This window comes from Acinetobacter sp. 1294243, assembly GCF_000588015.1.
Classification (GTDB): domain Bacteria; phylum Pseudomonadota; class Gammaproteobacteria; order Pseudomonadales; family Moraxellaceae; genus Acinetobacter; species Acinetobacter pittii.
Map to the genome: position 1 here is coordinate 1 of NZ_JFXG01000021.1, position 18,504 is coordinate 18,504.

At 41.3% G+C, this 18,504-nt stretch carries 10 protein-coding genes; 1 reads left to right on the plus strand and 9 read right to left on the minus strand.

Annotation, left to right across the window (positions count from 1 at the left end):
• Positions 1-228 precede the first annotated feature (228 nt).
• From J655_RS21405 to abaR, 9 genes are all read right to left on the minus strand, one after another.
• Positions 229-990 (minus strand): 4'-phosphopantetheinyl transferase family protein, encoded by a 762-nt coding sequence (locus J655_RS21405; protein ID WP_017482317.1) that lies wholly within the window; start codon positions 988-990, stop codon positions 229-231.
• Complete coding sequence (locus J655_RS21410; protein WP_005804770.1) at positions 983-2,848, minus strand: alpha/beta fold hydrolase; 1,866 nt, start codon at positions 2,846-2,848, stop codon at positions 983-985. Before J655_RS21410 ends, J655_RS21405 begins: the two co-directional genes overlap by 8 nt.
• A 54-nt stretch (positions 2,849-2,902) precedes the next feature.
• Entirely contained in the window at positions 2,903-4,174 is a 1,272-nt protein-coding gene (locus tag J655_RS21415) for a DUF1302 family protein (RefSeq protein ID WP_005804771.1), read from the minus strand.
• Positions 4,171-7,917, minus strand: a complete 3,747-nt coding sequence (locus J655_RS21420) for an outer membrane lipoprotein-sorting protein (protein ID WP_032053094.1) — start codon at positions 7,915-7,917, stop codon at positions 4,171-4,173. The genes J655_RS21415 and J655_RS21420 overlap by 4 nt, the downstream gene beginning before the upstream one ends.
• Before the next feature lie 24 nt (positions 7,918-7,941).
• Positions 7,942-11,901, minus strand: coding sequence for a non-ribosomal peptide synthetase (locus J655_RS21425; protein ID WP_017482321.1), 3,960 nt, complete (start codon positions 11,899-11,901; stop codon positions 7,942-7,944).
• Positions 11,898-12,158, minus strand: a complete 261-nt coding sequence (locus tag J655_RS21430) for an acyl carrier protein (protein ID WP_002118032.1) — start codon at positions 12,156-12,158, stop codon at positions 11,898-11,900. Before J655_RS21430 ends, J655_RS21425 begins: the two co-directional genes overlap by 4 nt.
• Positions 12,155-13,930 (minus strand): acyl-CoA dehydrogenase, encoded by a 1,776-nt coding sequence (locus J655_RS21435; protein ID WP_078210245.1) that lies wholly within the window; start codon positions 13,928-13,930, stop codon positions 12,155-12,157. Before J655_RS21435 ends, J655_RS21430 begins: the two co-directional genes overlap by 4 nt.
• A gap of 50 nt (positions 13,931-13,980) precedes the next feature.
• Complete coding sequence (locus J655_RS21440; protein WP_005804775.1) at positions 13,981-15,870, minus strand: fatty acyl-AMP ligase; 1,890 nt, start codon at positions 15,868-15,870, stop codon at positions 13,981-13,983.
• A 698-nt stretch (positions 15,871-16,568) separates the two neighbouring features.
• Entirely contained in the window at positions 16,569-17,285 is a 717-nt protein-coding gene (gene abaR, locus J655_RS21445; RefSeq protein WP_005804776.1) for a LuxR family transcriptional regulator AbaR, read from the minus strand.
• A 782-nt stretch (positions 17,286-18,067) separates the two neighbouring features.
• Between abaR and J655_RS21450 the strand changes: the two genes are divergently transcribed.
• A complete protein-coding gene (locus J655_RS21450) occupies positions 18,068-18,484 on the plus strand; it encodes a DUF4902 domain-containing protein (RefSeq protein ID WP_005079551.1) in 417 nt (138 codons plus the stop codon).
• Positions 18,485-18,504: the final 20 nt, after the last annotated feature.

An 18,504-nucleotide genomic window follows, 5' to 3' on the forward strand; every position in this document is an offset into this window, starting at 1 on the left:
TCAGTTGGTAGAGCATAACCTTGCCAAGGTTGGGGTCGCGAGTTCGAGTCTCGTTTCCCGCTCCAAATTTAAAAGGCCCTAGTCGAAAGACTGGGGCTTTTTTCTTTTTATTGGTCGATGATTTTACGTTCTATCAATTCACAGTATATTCTGAGAATAGCTCAGCTCAAGGCCGAATATTTCATTAATAGACTCAGATTTTTAAATAAGTAATTGTATCGAGTTAATCTAGTTATATTTGCAGGGTACTGGCGTTATTCGATGTGTAGATATACATGGCACTAATTGAAAACAATCCAGATCAAATCTTTCTTGGGCAAGAAGCTGCTGTAAACAGATTGAAAAGATAAAGTTATGATCATAGACATAGCTTTGGAAATAATATTCTTCTGTCTTTTGAATATCACGAGTTGAATCGAGAAAATCTATATGTTCAGCTAACACATGAAAGTTGAGCTTCTTTAAATGACGACTCATTCCTTCGCCAGTACATTTAATATAGGATTCTTTTAAGGTCCATATTTGAAAAAAACGCTGATATACACTGGATGGATCAATCCTTTCATTTTCCTGAATCCATTCAATTTCACTTGGCGCTAAGACGCTATCGACACGCATCCAATCGAACCCACGGTCCAGCCGTTCAACATCAACTCCTATTTCTCCTTTTTCAGTCATCGCAAGAACAATAACATCTGCTGAATGACTAAGATTAAAATAAATAGCTTTACTACCTTGTATAAAAGGTTTGCCGTTAGGTTGTAATTGAATGATGACCTCATAGGGTGAAATACCCAACTTATCTGCTAAAACAGACTTCGTTAAGACACGAGAGATTAAGAAAAGTCGTGCAGCATGAGGATGATATTGATCATATCTCAACTTTTCTGCCGCATTGAGAAAGCTGAGATAATGACTCAATATGAGATGGTTTTGTGGCACGCGTGAAACCGGGCAGACATAAACCTGTACTTTGGAAATATCAGACATCACTGAGCTGTACTGTGGTGCTGATATATTTGGTTAGAACTGGTGTGAGATAATCATAAACCGCTTCTACATGGGTAACGTGCGGATTATGGCCTGCGCCAGCAATGATATGTACAGGAATATTAGGACTTATTGTAGTAACAATTGGATCCTTCTCTCCAACAATGATTTCAACTTTAGAGCCAAGCTCGTTTAACAAAGCTGTTTGAGATACTCTCTGCTGAGGCAAACTAATACGATGCATATACTCACTAATATGCTTGGCTACCGACACCCGGTGTAATGAATCCATCGCATAACCAACAGATAGATTTTTTTGTCCATCTGGATGCAGATTTTTAGCAATTTTATCTTTCGATACAAAACGGAAAATTAGATTAGAGATCGTTTGTATTTGAAATATTTTTGCGGCCTGTGCCTGCACGAAATAAGGCGATATAAGGATAAGACGTGCAACTTTATTTGGATATTTCTGTGCAAGACTCAATGCAAATAAACATCCTAACGAGTGAGCAATAACAACACTATTTGGTGCTAAAAGCTTTGCAGCATTATCAATAAACTGATGATTGTTATCTTCCATCACCTCGTAACTACCTGAACGCCCAAGTCCAGGTAGGTCCATCATAGCGACCTGATCATAGGTGATTTTATTAATTATTGGGAGCCAACATGTGCTATCGAATGGAATACCGTGTAAAAATAATGCAGAAGATTTTTCTGAACCAACTGGTTGTTTAGTATAGATTTCTATCCAATATCGATTCTGATAGCTGAAACAGTTAGGCGTTGGAGCTTGCATACGACCAAAACGTGTAAGGACCAGACGATCAATCCAACGAGAAAAATAAGGACTGGTATTGATTAGGTCTGCGATACCCATCTTAACAGCTATCTTTTCTGTTTCAGTGACATGATAGTTTTCATTAGAAATGAAAGCGAGCTGCTCTTTTGAGCCACCAAGCAATACCTCGGGTAATTTCTCGAGCAGAACTTTAGGTATTTGCAAATGTGGTGCGCTAACCCCTAAGTGCTCGGCAGCTAGGTGAACTAGACGATGACATTTAGGTGTCGCAGGATCAAGTAACACATACTCTTGAGCAATAGTCTCAGGAAAAGATATCGTTCGGATGAGAAAGCTCACGATATATTGCATATTGCACAGTGGCAGGAATGTATCACTCCCTCCAGGCAGCGCCAGCAGACGTCCTTGATATAACTTATCAATCATTTCGGCAATACCAATATATTGCATATCACCATAAGTATAAAAACCATCAATGACTGTCGCCGGATTTATTGCGGTCCATGGCACATTTAAACGCTTACATGTCTCAATAAAAGCCTGATGCCCTAAAATTTTCGAAGCTTCGTAACCACCATATTTATAATACAAATCATCAGCAGACTCTTGCGGTGGAGTAGCGACTCGATATCCACCAATCCAGATAAATCGCTCAAGCTGCTTCAATGTCGCAGCCCATTCAATCAGAGCAAGTCCTGATTTAACATTCGTACGCTGAGCTTCAGCTTTGCTAATGCCCCAATTAAATGATGCTGCAAGATGATAAACAACATGGATCTTTTTTTGAGTATCCGTTAGTAGAGAGTCCAACTTAAAGTCATGACTTAAATCATATTCAACAAAAGAAATAGATGGATCTGTCAGCCCTTGTGTTGCAATGAAACCTAATAGCTTTTCTTTCTTAGTTGCCGCATTACGCAGTGCGGCAACCACCTGATGACCATCTCGTAGAAGTTCAACGATCAATCTACTGCCAATAAAACCTGCTGCACCTGTTACTAATATGGTCTTCCGTGAAAAATTATCTTTTTTTGCATTATTTAAATTATTCATAAATCACCTTAATTAGGGACTGCAAACTCCAGCATTGTTTTGGAGCGAATTATCTTAAAAGTTATATCGAACCTGGACATATACCAGACTGTTATCTCTAAATTGTCCTAACACCGTATCATTTCTGCCCCAGAACCGATCACCACCTGCATTCAATTGCCAGTGATCATTAAGGTTGTAATTAATACGAACTCTCAACATCTCATTGGGCTCTGGTGCAAAGTAGAAACCTGTTACTTCTAACTTTAGATTGTCATTCAGGAGGTTAAGTGCATAGCGCAGCATAGCTCCATATTGATCACGCTCATATTGGTTACTGATGGTTTGCTGATAACGGTAAACTTCTCTCAATAATGGATTTGTTAGACTATCGGCAGATCTTAAGTCCTCCGTATGTTTATAGACACCTACTAAACTCACGGTGGAATTCTTCAATGCTAATTCTGGACCGATGACTACAGTCAGATTATTTTTTTTGTGCGTAAGATCTTCACTACCTTCTGAATCAGTGTGGGTATAGGCTGCTTCACCTCGCCATACGATATCGTTATAGTTATAACTGAAATCAAATCCATAGACGGTCATAGGATTATTTTTCAGTTGTAAAGTTGCTCCTGTTGGAGATAACGACTGCAGTGACAGATCGGGCATATGGTCCAAACCCGAGAAATATGATGCACCAACATCTAAGCCATCTACAGAATAATCCCAGCGCACTGCAAATGCAGGTCGGCTCTTACGGTCTATGTCATATTGAACACCAGCAATCTGACGCAATGGAATCACATCTGAACGACTACGCGGATACCACAATGCAGTCCATTTATTAGTTCCAGATTCAGGAATATATGTCAATTTAAGTGCATCATTTCCAAGACGTTGATCTGTCTCATCTGGTACTAGGCGCGTATAGTCACGGGGCGATAGATTATCTGTTGGATTAATCCCATCAGCTCTCCCCCACACGACAATCTGACGACCAACATCGACATAGACGGTCTGGTCCCAGTTGTAAGAGGCGTACAACTCACGTAAGTTGCGATTCACCTTACTCACCTGATCTGGGTTTACAGTATGGTTCGTTTCGTCTCCAATATTTATGTCGTAATGGATCTTAAACTCAGGGTTAAACTTGAGCGTACCATTGGACCAGAAACTTGCTTGCCCAATGTTTTTTAACGAACTTAAATCACGATCTGATGACCAGACATCGAGTCTGGCTGAGTTCTGGCTTACAAAACTCATTTCGCTGTCATCTGCATAAGCATGCTGCAGCAGCATAAAGCTACTGCAGCATGCAAATACCCAATAGGCACCTTGCGTCATTTTTCAAGACTCTGCGGTGAGAAAATCTTATCGGATAAAGTTTTCTCTGCGACAAAATCATTAACGATCACTTGTGTCATATGCTGAGTTTGCAGATTCTTCGCCATAGATTTCATGGCTTTCCATCTTGGTTTCACTTTGCCATAAGGACGGATATCCGTGAACTCAATATGCTTTAACGGTTTGCCTGCTGTGTCCCATATATCAATGGTTGCTGTAACAAAGTTGTCTTTGAGAATGCACATGCGACGTTTGCTATAACCAAAGTCACTCTTCACCGTATTATTAATTGGCGTTGCTTCGATCATGTAGCAATCTTTGCCATTAAATTTGCTATCTGCAAGTTTGGTGTACTTCCAGTCACTTAGCTTATAGCCAAGTACATCACCATAACTAAAGTCCGTACCAATAAAAGCATCCCCCTTATTCGCTGAGGCAAGACGACGTACTTTTTTCAATGCAGGCAAATAGACAAACATGCTATCACTGCCTTTTGAGTTCTCAATCAATAGCGTCGTGGTTCCCTGTACATCTGCAGGCGAGATGAACTCGGTCAAACGCATATTGTTCTGAGTATTTCCAGCAAGCTTGGTCATATTTTTAGTCAAGCGCACACGTTGCTCACCATTTTTAGAAGTCAAAATAAATTTGGCACTAGCACTTGAGGTCAGAAATTTAGAGGCATCATCACTACGATTAACAATGTCTTGAACTTCATCTGCATGAGATGTTTTAGGTAATGAAAAGGTGAGCGCAGTACCCAACAAAAGGCTTGTCACGACAGTTTGTGCAACAGGGATGCTCTTCTTATTTGAGGAAAAGATGAAACGAGGTTTTAATATTAGAATCATTGTAGGTACCATAATTAAGGTTGCAAACACACTGAATAGCATCGCAATCACAATAAACATCGCCAGCCATTGATGTACGTGGAAGCCTTGGGACAACGACAATACGCCATCCCCGCCAGCGACCGCAGTCGCGACAAAAAGAGAAGCTTTACCAGCAGTACTTAATGTTTTACGAATAGCATCTTTGATATCTCCACCTTCTTCGCGCAAGATTTCACGCAAACGATAGAGGAAATAAATTGCGTAATCCGCACCAATACCTACAGCCATGGCCGAGATAAGGGAGTTTGGAATATTGAGCGGAATGTCGAGCCAGCCCATCACACCAAAGATGGCAAGAATTGAGAACAAAAGTGGTGTCAGAACAATCAGTCCAGCTGAAATCGAACGGAAGACCAGTGCTGAAATAAAGAATACGGCAAATGAAATTTGTAGAATGTTCATAAGCTTGCCGTGAACCATTGTTTCAGTCAAAGCAATGGTTTGCGTCACGTCACCACCAAAACTCACTACAGCCTTGTCCCCCAATTGAGCCGCCATATACGTTTTTAGCGATTCAAGGATTTCTTTGATACGGTGGTTGCTACCCGTTTTCATAAGAATCGTGATCTTGGCATAGCGCTGAGTAGTATCAATGTAGGATTCAAAATCAGTCGGCTCACCAGACATTGAATACAACAGCAGATATTGAGCAACAACATCTTTGGTTGCAGGAACCTGAAATGCCTGTGGCTGATCGGCATTCATTGCCTGATTCATCCTTTTGATATAGTCCACGATAGAGATTGTTTTACCAACCTCTGGAATTGAATTCGCGAACTTCTCTGTATTATCAATCGCTTTTAGGATCTCTGGGTTTTCAATACCGTCACGGACCTTCGTATCGACCATAATATAAAGGCTGTTTGTGCCACCAAGTGACTGATTCAAGAACCTGTCATCCTGCTGCATCGGTAGGTCACGAGAGAAGAAATTCCGACTATCGTTATCTACCACAATACGGCTCCTGCCGATCGCAAGAAAAACACCAAATGTCGCAAATGCAGTCATTAATATCATTCGTGGACGAACTGACAAAATGGCATCGCCAATACGATTTGGAATCCAATCCCAGATCGGTAGCCCTTTGCGTTTGACCTTCGTAACCGAAGGCGGTGGCAACATTGAGCGTAGTGCTGGAATAAAAGTCATCTCAATGATCAGCGTACTGATGATCCCGATTCCAGTAAAAATACCGAATGAACGAATAGTCGGAATATTGAAGGTCAACAGAGAGAAGAATCCAGCCGCCGCAATTCCGCCAGCCAGCACCATAACTGGACCAACACGAACTAAAGACTGCACCACAGCTTCGCTATTGGCAGCTTTAGGTTCCATCCCTTGAGCAATCAGACGATCAAAATCTTCATAGTAGCGTTTGAGCAACTGCACGGCATGCCCTGCTGCAATAGCCAGAATCAAAATTGGTGTAGGCGAGTTAAAGATATCCATCGGCTGTTTGAACAGCCCCATCATGCCCATACCCCATGCCACAGCCAACAAAGCTGTAACGAGTGGCAGAATCAAGCCCTGCTTACTGCGGAATGCTTCAAAGTGCAACAATCCAATCACCAATACGGCAATCGGGAACAAAATATTGATACGCTTAGAGTAATCTTCAGCTTTATCCAGATAGACAGGATTACCGCCGACACTGAGCGTCATATCTTTAGATTGTTCGCTTTCTACAATTTTGTTGATCGGAGCCATCATCTTCTGGAAGCCCTCTGGACTTTCCTCAAGCTCAAGCAAAATTGCAGCAGTTCTTTGATCTTTAGACACCACTGAATTCATATAAGTTGGATTCATTGCCAACACTTTTTTCAGTTGATCGATATCATCCTGAGTGACTGAACTGGTCGGCAATAATTTTTTGGCATCAAACCCTTCCGAATTAGCCATGATCCCTTTCGCTTGACGTGCAGCCAAACTCATCATAGTTGATCGAACAACGCCGGGGGCGTTGTCCACTTCTTCGGTAATTCGTTTGACTTTTTCCAACACTTGCGGCTGATAAATATCACCTTGCTTCGGTGTAATACCGATCACAACCATATACTTGGAGCCGAATTTTTTTTCGATCAGCTTGGTCGAGGTGATATAAGGATGCCCATTCGGTGCAAGTGCGCCTGGATCAATAATAATTTTTACACCAGATGCAAGGTATGCCAAGGCAATCGTCAAAAGCATGACCACCGTCAGTACAATACGGCGATGGCTAAGAATCCATCGCGCATATTGCTCCATCACTAGATGAGTCTTTTGAACTGGTTTTTCGATCTCTTGCGATGATTCTTTGATCTCCTTCAATGGTTTTTTGATCTCTGGCGATGGTTCTTCTATCTCCTGCAATGGTTTTTTGACTTCTACCAATGGCTCTTCAATCTCTTGCGTTTGCGTACTCACAGCCTCATAGGTTCCACCCTTCTGAGCTAGCGCCTGAAGATTAGCAAGATCTTTCTTGAACTGGGCAAGAACCATTTTTTTTAGCAGTGCATTAGGAAATACACCAAAAAAGCCGCCCGGCTCTGCCTCAAACAACCATTCAATCCATGTACCTTCTGGATGCGGTTTGAAGCGATAAGTACCTTTATAATAAAACGGTCCTTCTAACACTTGGAAGGCGTACAATTCGTTCGGTACCAGATGTGTAATTTCACCTTTAAAGGCCAACTCACGACTAGCAAAGCTCAAATTAAGTTCATACTTGCTGCCCACACGCGGAGTAGTGTCTAGTAGCTCTGAATGCTTACATGACAATTGCCAGCTTGCATCATTGCCCGGGTTTGCAAGATATTTAAAAACCTTATCAATCTCGGCCGGTATAAGGAAAGCATGTTCTATGGTCACCATAGTGGTTCTACCTTCTTGTATTTCTTATGCAGGAATTGGGTACATCTGATCAATTGCTTTGGCCACAGCCGCAACGTTCTCAGCGAACATAATCGATGAATGGTCACCAGGTAGATCCACTTGTGTAAGCGTATCTTTGATCAAATGATCCCAGCCGAGACTTTCCCCAAAATCTTCAGACTCATCTTTGGCTTTAACCAAGAGGATCGGAAAATCTTCAGGCTCTGGGAAATAGGTTTGAAGTGCGACGCCATTAGCCAAATAGGTATCAAAGTAAAGTCGGAAATCTGATGGGTTAGCATCCAGAGGTATGACATTGATGGCCTTAGCTTCTTTAAGCACATGATCAAACATGTGATCTGGACTCAATTCACGCAAGTATTGCGCTGATATCGTCAGCTTTTTGCCATAAGGCACAGCCAAATCACGAGCAAACCAAGACAAAAGCATGGCATCATCAGCATCTTCAGGCACATTCTCTGGAATTGGAGCACGTGTATCGATCATGACAATCCCTGTGACCTGTTGTCCCATTTGACGCAACTGACGACTGATCTCGTATGCAATCGCACCGCCAAAACACCAACCACCGAGGAAATAAGGCCCTTGAGGCTGCATTTTTTGCATTTCAGCAATATAGAGTGTCGCCATTTCTTCAATCGCTACTTCAGCAGCATCTGCTTCAATCAGACCCGGAGATTGAATAGCACGTAAAGTACGGTTCGGGTTGAGATGACGCGAGAGTTCCATATAACAGAAGGTACTGCCACCAATCGGATGGAAGAGCCATAGCGGCTGTTCATAAGTTCCGCGGCGCAGTTCGATTACGATTGAAGGTTTGATTTCTTTATTTTCACGGATGATCTCCCCCAAACTCTCAACAGTTGAGTACTGTGCAAGTAAAGTAACTGATAATTCGGTACCAAATACCTTCTTGAGATGATTGACAAGTTTCACAGCCAGTAATGAATGCCCACCTAATTCAAAGAAATCATCATGTATACCAACTCGCTTGACTGACAAAATCTGCTCAAAGGTAGTACATAACTCGATTTCGATCGAATCGCGTGGAGCAACATAATCGTTGTTCTGCTCAAACACTGGCTCAGGGAATGCTTTACGATCTAACTTATTGTTAGCCGTCATTGGAAACTCATCCAATCGGATAAACGTACTTGGCACCATATAAGCCGGAAGATGGATTTGCAGAGTCTTTTTTAGACCAGCCATTTCAATGTCATGTCCGGTCACATAAGCCACCAGCTTCTGATCATTGTCGGCTGTGGTCTTAACCAAGACTACTGCATCTGTAATACCATCGATCTGTTTGAGAACATTCTCGATTTCGCCTAGCTCAATACGGAATCCACGGATTTTGACCTGAAAATCCAAACGTCCATGATGAGTCAAACGTCCATCCATTCGCAGACAGACTTTATCTCCGGTGCGATAGAGTCGACCAGCATTTGGTAGGGATGGTAAAGTTCTAAATTGTGCATCTGTCAACTCAGGTCGATGCCAGTAATCGACTGCAAGACCCTCGCCTCCAATCCAGAGCTCTCCCATAACGCCTCGTGGAACCAATCGCTGCTGTTCGTCAAGAACATAAAGCTGGGTGTTCGCCATTGGTTCGCCTAAATCAATATATTTGGCATCGGTGATGTGGGCTGCACTGGACCACACAGTTGTCTCGGTCGGGCCATAGACATTCCAAAGGCAGCTGACTTTGCTCAGTAGTTTTTCTGCGAGTACAGGATCTAGCGCTTCGCCTCCGCTAAGTGCAGTTAGATGTGGGATACCTTTCCACTCACTGTCCAAGAGCATTTTCCAAGAGGACGGCGTTGCCTGCATAACATTGATCGACTTCGCCTGCATATACTCAACCAGCAGGTTACCATCTAGAGATATCTCACGTGGGCACACATGCACCACACCGCCGTACATCAGTGGAATCAATAGTTCAACAACAGAAATATCAAACGCATAAGTAGTGATCGCTAATAACTGCATATCAGCAGTTGCGTGAAGCCTATCGTTCACAGACAACAAGAAATTAGCTATTGAAGGATGCCCAATACGCACGCCTTTAGGCTTACCTGTCGAACCTGAGGTGTACATCACATAAGCGGTATCACCAAAGGCAAGCGTCTCACGTACTTGCTCAAGGGGAATAACACCAGCTTGATTGATATCTAGACGTGGTACAGAGACTGTAAGAGCATCCATCAAGTCAGTTTGGGTCAAGATGACTTTAGGTTCAGCATCTTCTACGATGTTATGCAGACGTTCTCTTGGGAAACTAGGATCCAACGGTACATATGCTGCTCCTGCCGCCCAGATTCCGAGGACTGCCGCGGGCAATAGCACAGTGCGGTCTACCATCAGACCTACACGATCCCCATTGGTAATACCATGTGCACGTAAATATTCAGCAATCCCAGCAATATGCTGACCTAACTCATGATAGCTGACAGCATGATCTCTAGAAGTCATAGCATGATTGTCACCACGCTCATCGATCTGCTTCAGAATCATTCCCAGTAGATCATGTCGAGGATAATCAGTCACCTGACCAGGTAGATAGCCTAGCTGAATGCCATTCGCATAATCAGGTGCGATATCTAACTCAACGATCTTACGTTCAGGATGAGCCACCATTTCCGATAGTACAACTTGCAGTAGTTGCACCATATTCTCGGCAGACTCCGCAGAAAATATTTCAGAGTTATATTTCAGTACACCAACCAGTTCACCCTGATATTCACCGCCCATTTCTAGCATAATATCTAGTTGGCCTTCTTGTTGGCGGACTGGAAAGCTTCCTAGCGTCAAGTCTTGACCAGCTAAAGTAGCTGGATTCTGGATTGGTAAGAGTAATTCTTTAAACTCATCCAAACCACCTAGACGCTCCCAAAACATTCCAACTTGAGCCAATGGGTTGATACTGCCATCACGCTTTGGTGAAACAGCTTCAACCACTCTGGAAAAAGCAACTTTTTGATGTTTAAGACTCTGTTTTAATTGTTCCTGCACCTGCTGTGTAAATTGACGTAAAGTCTGATCAGCATCGATGTCTATGTTAAGAGCAATTGTATTGACAAACTGTCCTAGTGCATTGCGCAAAGAGCGTTCAAGTCGACCTGCTACTGCTGTGGCAACGACTAGATTATTTTCATTCGATAGTTTGTTCAGCAGGATATAGAAGCCCGATAATACAAGACCGAACAAGGTAATTTCATAATCTTTCGCCAAGTTTACAAGACCAGACGATACTGACTCAGGTACACGGAAAATTACCGAGCTACCTTTATGTTGTTGCACAGCTGGACGTGGATAATCAAGTGGAATGCTATGCACATGTGGAGCATGCTTTAACGCATTTTTCCAAAACAGTAAGCTTTCATCAGCATCACCGATCACGTTGCTCTTCTGCTTATCTGCATATTGAGCGAACTCGATTCCGTTCACTACATTTGACTCTGTTACCAGTCCAAAACGCTTGCAGACATCACGCAGCAATAGACCAATCGACCAGAAATCCATTAAGGCATGATGAATCACAACTGCAATCACATAGTGATTCTGACCACGCTCATAACAATGGATACGCCACAACGGTGGCTGAGTCAGGTCAAATGGTTGCTTGGTATCCTGTTCGACTAATTTCGTCAAATCAGAAGCTTCAACATGACGAGCATCAGAGAGAATGATATTAGGATATACACGATCCCAAATGATTTGCTCGATACCCTGATCATTGGCAGGCATGCTTACACGTAGTAACGGATAATCATGTAACACTGCTTCCAAAATCTCCATCGGCTTATTGCCTAATGGCTGGTTGACCTTCACATCAAAAGCCACCACCATATTGTAGGCACTGCAAGTTGGCTCAAGACGCTGGATATACCAAATACCAAGTTGTTCTGCAGAAATCGCATGACGCGACAGAATTTTTGGTTCTAGGCTCGCAATGTTATTCATGAAGCAACTCCCTGTTGCAACTCAGAAACCAGATATTCAGCCAATGCATTGATTGTTGGGTAATCCCATAGCAGTGTCGGCTCAAGTTCCAGTTTTGTCAGATCTTCTAAGTCCCCAGACACAGACAAAGCAACGATCGAATCAAGACCATAACTGGTAAATTTTTGCTCTGGATCAATCGTCTCAGGCTCTACACGCATCTCTTTAGCTACTAGCGTACGAATGATCGCGCTCCAGTAAACTTTATCCTTATTCATGGGGTAATCTCCTCTTTAACTGGTTTGGCATCACGCGGTGCCAATGCGAAATCGATAACAGATAACATGTGGTTGGTTGAAATTCGGTCTAGCAAATCTGCTAATGTGCTTTCACGTAATGACGTAATAGGAGGAGATGTCTGCCCTTCAGCAGCATTTAGGAAAATGATCAACCATGCTCCATCCTTTAAAGCAGTCCTTAAGCCATGACGGTTAAAGACCCAGAAACCCAGCACAGCAATGCGGGCAAATAGCTCGGCGTAGCCTCGAGCGAGACTAAAACGCAACGTTTCAAACTCTTTGCTTTCCTCAGAGCTTGAAAAGTAATTCTGAATTTTTTGATCTAATGTACGCTGTTCAACGAGAAGCCGATCTGCATGCTCACGTAGCGTAGATAGCATTTCAGTAGATAACCCTACTGTGGCTTCGGCATCGTTGAGCATTTCAATGATTGTCTCCAGTGACTCCAACACCAAATCGCCATCTCGGTTGAAAATCTCAAGCCCACGGAAATCAATAGCGTCTGTCTCCACTTGTAAGTCATACAACTGGCGATAGCGTGCTTTAGCTTCAACTTGGTTGAGATGGTCGGCTTTTTTGCTACGACCTTTATTGGCAGATTTGAGCTGGAAACTCAGACTGTCTAGACAAACGGTGCTACTTCCGTCAAACACACTAACAATCAGATGGTCTCTGAATGCTTTCTGGTACATTCCATCTGCATATGCATTTCTTAAGAAGAAACGTGACCCAAGCACTGAAGAAGTGATCTTGGCAAGTGACTCTACATACTCAGGCACCAGTACCTTGACGATTGGCGACCATGTACTGAACTGATTAATACAAACGTGTAATCCGCGCGCGCCAACGAGTGATAACACCTCCGCTGCTAATAGATAGGCATAGGCTGTAGCAAGTTGCTCACGCACTAATGGAATGCTTATTACTTTTTTGTTATATAACTCGCGTTCGATAGCAAACTCGGTCGCGATTCGTAGCATCGTATCGCCAGCCCCCAGCGAGAAACTACTGCAATATGCACGCGTTACCTGTAGGGTTTTGAGTCCAAGTTCCAACCCTTGGCCCTCTTCACCGATCAAAGCATCTTTGTGAATTTCAGCGTTGTTAAAGCCAATACCACTAATATCTAAACCACGCATACCCACTGTTGGCAGGCGGTTCAAACTATATGTTCCTTTAGAAGCCATATGACGCTTATCAAGCCAGAATGCGCTCAAACTACGTGGTCCACGATCGTTCGATGTTTTAGCGATCAGGCTTAAAGAGTCTCCTAAAGTGGCGCGGTTGATTGACCATTTTTCTCCATTTAAGATGTATTTACTCTCGGCAGGCTGTGCTGTCACTTCACTAGATAGTAGGTCAGCACCATGCGCTTTCTCGCTATAAGCCAATGCTGGAGCAGCACCACTTAAAATTCGGCTAGCAATGTTTTGGCATTGATTCGCATTACCGCCGATCCATACGATCACAGACCAAGCATTCGTGCTATAGGTCGAATTGATAGTTAGATCTCGTCGTGCCAACACGCGATGCAGATATAGCAACTCTTCACCAATTTCCATACGACCTCCGAGCTCTGAAGGCACATAGAAACGGTTCATACCCACCGCATTCAGAAAATCAACAGCACGTTGAGGATATTGCTCCTTCTCATCACGCTCGATGGCAGCGGACCAAGAAAAATCGTTGTTGTTATCATGTACGGAGCCTAAAATTTGCTCCAGACGAGCAGCAGACTGAAACTGCCGCAAATTGGATGTAAGTGACATGGATTTTCACTCAAATGATTAAAGGGTAAGGGTTAAAACAAAGCACTTTTCAGACGATTAAAAATCAGCGTGCGTACTTCACGTTCCTTGATCATTGAGTTGAGAAGATTGGAGCTATAACGAATCAGCTGCCCCCGCTGCTCACGATCACGGATGACTTCTAAGCCGTTTTTGACATAGTTTCGAGCAATCACCGTTCTACGGTTTGGATGGGTTAAACAGACCAGTTGACCGCGTTCGATCTGTTCTTTAATTTTTCTTCTTCTAATTTTGCCGCTAGTAGTTTTGTTAATTCGGCCTTGATGCAGTAAATAGACACCTTCTACAGGTAAGCCAATATCAGCTGTCACTTGTTCCTTGACCTGAGTTCTAATGGCTTCAAAATTGAGAGTCTTGTCTAGTGATTTCTTCTTGATCTCAAGTACAACCGTAACTCCCTCAGAATCAGCAACATTCACTGCTGCAACACAGCCTTTACGAACAGCAGGATGTGCCATTTCAACAGAGCACTCGATATCTTGCGGGTAATAGTTCTTGCCACGGATGATAATCACATCCTTAAGGCGGCCAGTTACATATAGGTCTCCGTCTTTGACAAAACCCATATCACCCGTTCTCAAGTAGTGCACTTGACTCGGCTGACCCGCGTCATCAATGATAGTCGCCGCAAAAGTTTCCTGATTGACCTCTGGCTTCTGCCAGTAACCTGCTGTAACGCTCTCACCTGCTAGCCAGATTTCACCAACTTCATGAGCCGCTACTTCTTCACGGGTATGCGGATTGACAATACGGCAATCAATATGTGCCGAGATCTTGCCACAGCTCACCACTTGCACGGCGGTCGGATCTTGACTGGCCTGTATTAGATTGGCATTTAACTTGTCACGATCGATTGAAATTGCATTGAGAGGACCAGTCACACCACTAACTAAAAGCGTAACCTCTGCCAATCCATAGCATGGCAAGAAAGTATCTAGTCTCAGTTCCGACTGGGTATTGAACTTTTCCATGAAACGTTGCATGACGTGAGCTTTGATCGGCTCAGCACCATTAAACAGCACACGTAAACGACTCAGATCAAGTGATGCAGCCTGCTCATCAGAGATGCGGTGCAGACATAATTCATAAGCAAAGTTTGGTCCACCAGTAATCGTGACACCTTTTTCACTGATAAATTGCAGCCATTTTAGAGGCTTACGAATGAAGTCTAGCGGTGACATGACATAGCAAGTCAGGCCCACATACACAGTTTGCAAAACTGAACCAATCAACCCCATATCGTGGTAAACAGGTAGCCAGGTAAGGCCAATATCTTCAGGTTGTGTGCCAAAAGCTTCAGCAATCATGACTTCATTTGCCATAATATTCTTATGGGTAACAATTACCCCTTTAGGCCAACCTGTTGATCCCGAAGTGTATTGCAGGAAGCAGATATCTTCTTCAGTAATGAGCGGGAAATCTTTTTGTACCAAATCACGCTGTAGCTCAGCATCAACGGCATGTAATATTAAGCTTTCATTTTGAGCTTTTAATGTGATCAGACCTGATAGCTCAAGAATCTTTTTGGTTGTGAGTACGATCTTTGGCTCACAGTCATTCATAATATTCAAAATATTAGAAAAACCATTACGATTAAACGGTAGGCTGACGGGTACCGCGATAATTTTAGCTTTTAGGCAAGCAAAGAACGATACGATAAAGTCCAACCCAGGCTCAAACAGCAACACAGCGCGATCACCACTGTCTACAAGATTCATTAATACCTGAGCTTGATGTTGAACCCGAGCGTTCAAATCTTTATACGTAAGAGACTGAATACCACCCGATTGACGCCCTAAATACTCGAAAGCAACCTTACTTCCATTTAAATTTGCGTGGGATTCCAATGTTGCAATGATATTATCCGTATCCATTACAGCCATAACTTACTCCGATTAATTATAATGCACCCTTAAAATTCGCTAATTTAGAAATTACATTTCTCGTCGGGGCTTTTAATAAAAATGAATATACTTTTTGTTTAAAATATAAATTCACATTATATTTTATGTGTGGGTGCCATTTATTACACCTGTAAGTGCTTACAGGTTGGTCTATATTTATAAAAATCGAGAAGCTGGACACCTTTTATAAATTGTCTTACTCATTTCTATTTTTTATTTTTGCAATTAGATTAAAAATTAAATTCATTTTTATCTTTACTTTTTTAGTATTAAACAAGTATCTAAAAGCTTTCAATCCATAAGCGAATTCTTAGCTCGTATAATTCTTTTATTGATATTTTAGTTTTTGATTTTTTGAGATTTAATTTCTTATAGCAATAAGCCATTTAAGTATAGATTAACAATCCACCTATATTATTCATTTAAAAATAAATCACACTTCAACATTATAATTTCTTACAAACAATATATAATTTTACAAATCAATATAATTAACTTTGACTTTCATATAAGATCATGAATAACAAAATAATATAGAACTAAATTTTCCCATTCGGTTTAATTTTAAAATAAAACTCAGATAAATAGCTTTTATAATAAGCTATAGTAATGATTGATTTAAAATATAAATATTACAAGCATTTACTTTATTCAGATGTATTATTTATACGTATACTTTATAAAAGTCCTAACATCACAGCTCGGATAGCTGCTGAAATTTTATTATTCACATTTAACTTCTGCATTGAATTTCCGAGGTGAAAATTTACTGTTCTTTCAGTCACCCCTAGAATCTGGGCAATTTCTGCTGACGTTTTACCTTCAGCAGTCCAACGCAGTGCCTCTTTTTCTCGGTTCGTTAAATAAAGATTAAACTGAGCGAATTCCATCTCATTTACAACTTTAGCAATGCTGGAATGTACTGTTTGAGACAACCAATACATATTTGTATATTGTGCCTTTTGCTCTTTTTCCGACAATTGGTCACTGGATCTTGCGAGTGTTAACATCCCTCTGGTTCCAATAAAGTCACGGCTTGATTGAGCCCAACCGACATTAAGGCCATAAGAGCGCGCCTCCTCCCAGAAATCTTTTTCTTCTTGTGTCTTTGCAGATTGGCTCGACCAGACAAGAGGTTGAAGTGATACCATACAATGCTGCACAGTTGGATCTATCTTCACATAATGCTGTTCCAAATAACGCTTTTGCCATGCTTCTGGATAATTATTCAACATAATCGTTTTTGGTTCAGCAATAGATAATGGCGACTGCATACCATAAGCACAATAATCAAATCCAAGCTTTGAAGCTGTAGATTTAACGATCTCAAACAGCTGGTATTCATTTTTTACGATCAGAAATTCTGATAATAAATCCTCTTGCCAATTTTCCATTTACTCTCATTAGACTCCATTCACAAATCATTTTTTGTTCAGTTGCATATTGTGAATTCAAACAATCCAATTGAAGCGCAGGTCTCTTCGTTTACCTTTATTTCAACAACGCTTTTAGATACCTAATTTTATTTATCTGATTTCTCAATTTCAGATTTTGAATTCATCATCTAATTAACAACTCTTTTAAGCCAGATATGGTCGTAAATTATTCAGCCAAACTAAATTTATGAGAGCCTCTAAGGTTGTTATATTCCATGTGCGGATTATGCTTGAAAAATTAAATTTTACAGGATGCATTTTATTCCAAAAAATAAGTATTTTAAAAAAGATCAGAAGATCTATTAATTATTATTAATATTCAGTTTTCATTAATTTAATTAAACAATATTTTCTATCAACTATCTAGCCGGTATAATTTTACTAATTATTATGTAAAGAAACTAAATACACCTTTAATAATTTAATAAATCAAGCAATTACATTACAACTCACCTTGCTTAGGATTATTATTTTAACAATGAGACTTGATGTACACTAAAAAATCTATAACAACACCAATCTACTTAGCATTTTTTAAAAGGCAGTTTGCATATTAAAACTACAAAATTCTCGTTTTTTCATAAGTAAGCCTTAAAGGCTGAATAACTATCTAGTAAGAACAGCTTAACGGTGTATGCCATACAATTACATTTAACCTGTTAAACATAACAGTATTTTATTGGCAATAATTTATGTTATTTATCCATTGAACCCCAATTCAAGTCACTTGAACAGGTAGCATGGTCACCATCCCCCCTCATTTCTCAATATCAGCAGATGGTTTTATTCGAATGAATGAAAACCAGCTCATGAACTATCCGCTCCAACACCTCATATCTATTGTTGAATCAACACAAATTGAAGATTCTCAAATTCTCTATTATGGTTTTACTGAATGGGCAACATCACTGACCCCAGCTTTAAGTACGGGATGGGATTGGGAATTCATTGAGTACAATGGCATCACGAGTATAAAAAGAATTGGACTGCCTCGAAGCAATATTATGCTTGTTGATGTATCTGGTACAGATATTGGATTTGAAGTTACTGAAACACTAATTGAAAAGAAAATCGATACTTTGTTCTGGGAACAGTTCATTTATGCTCAAATCAATACAACCCAAACAATGGCTAAATTAACTCCATATTTCTCTTAGAAACCTGTAAATTCTTACAG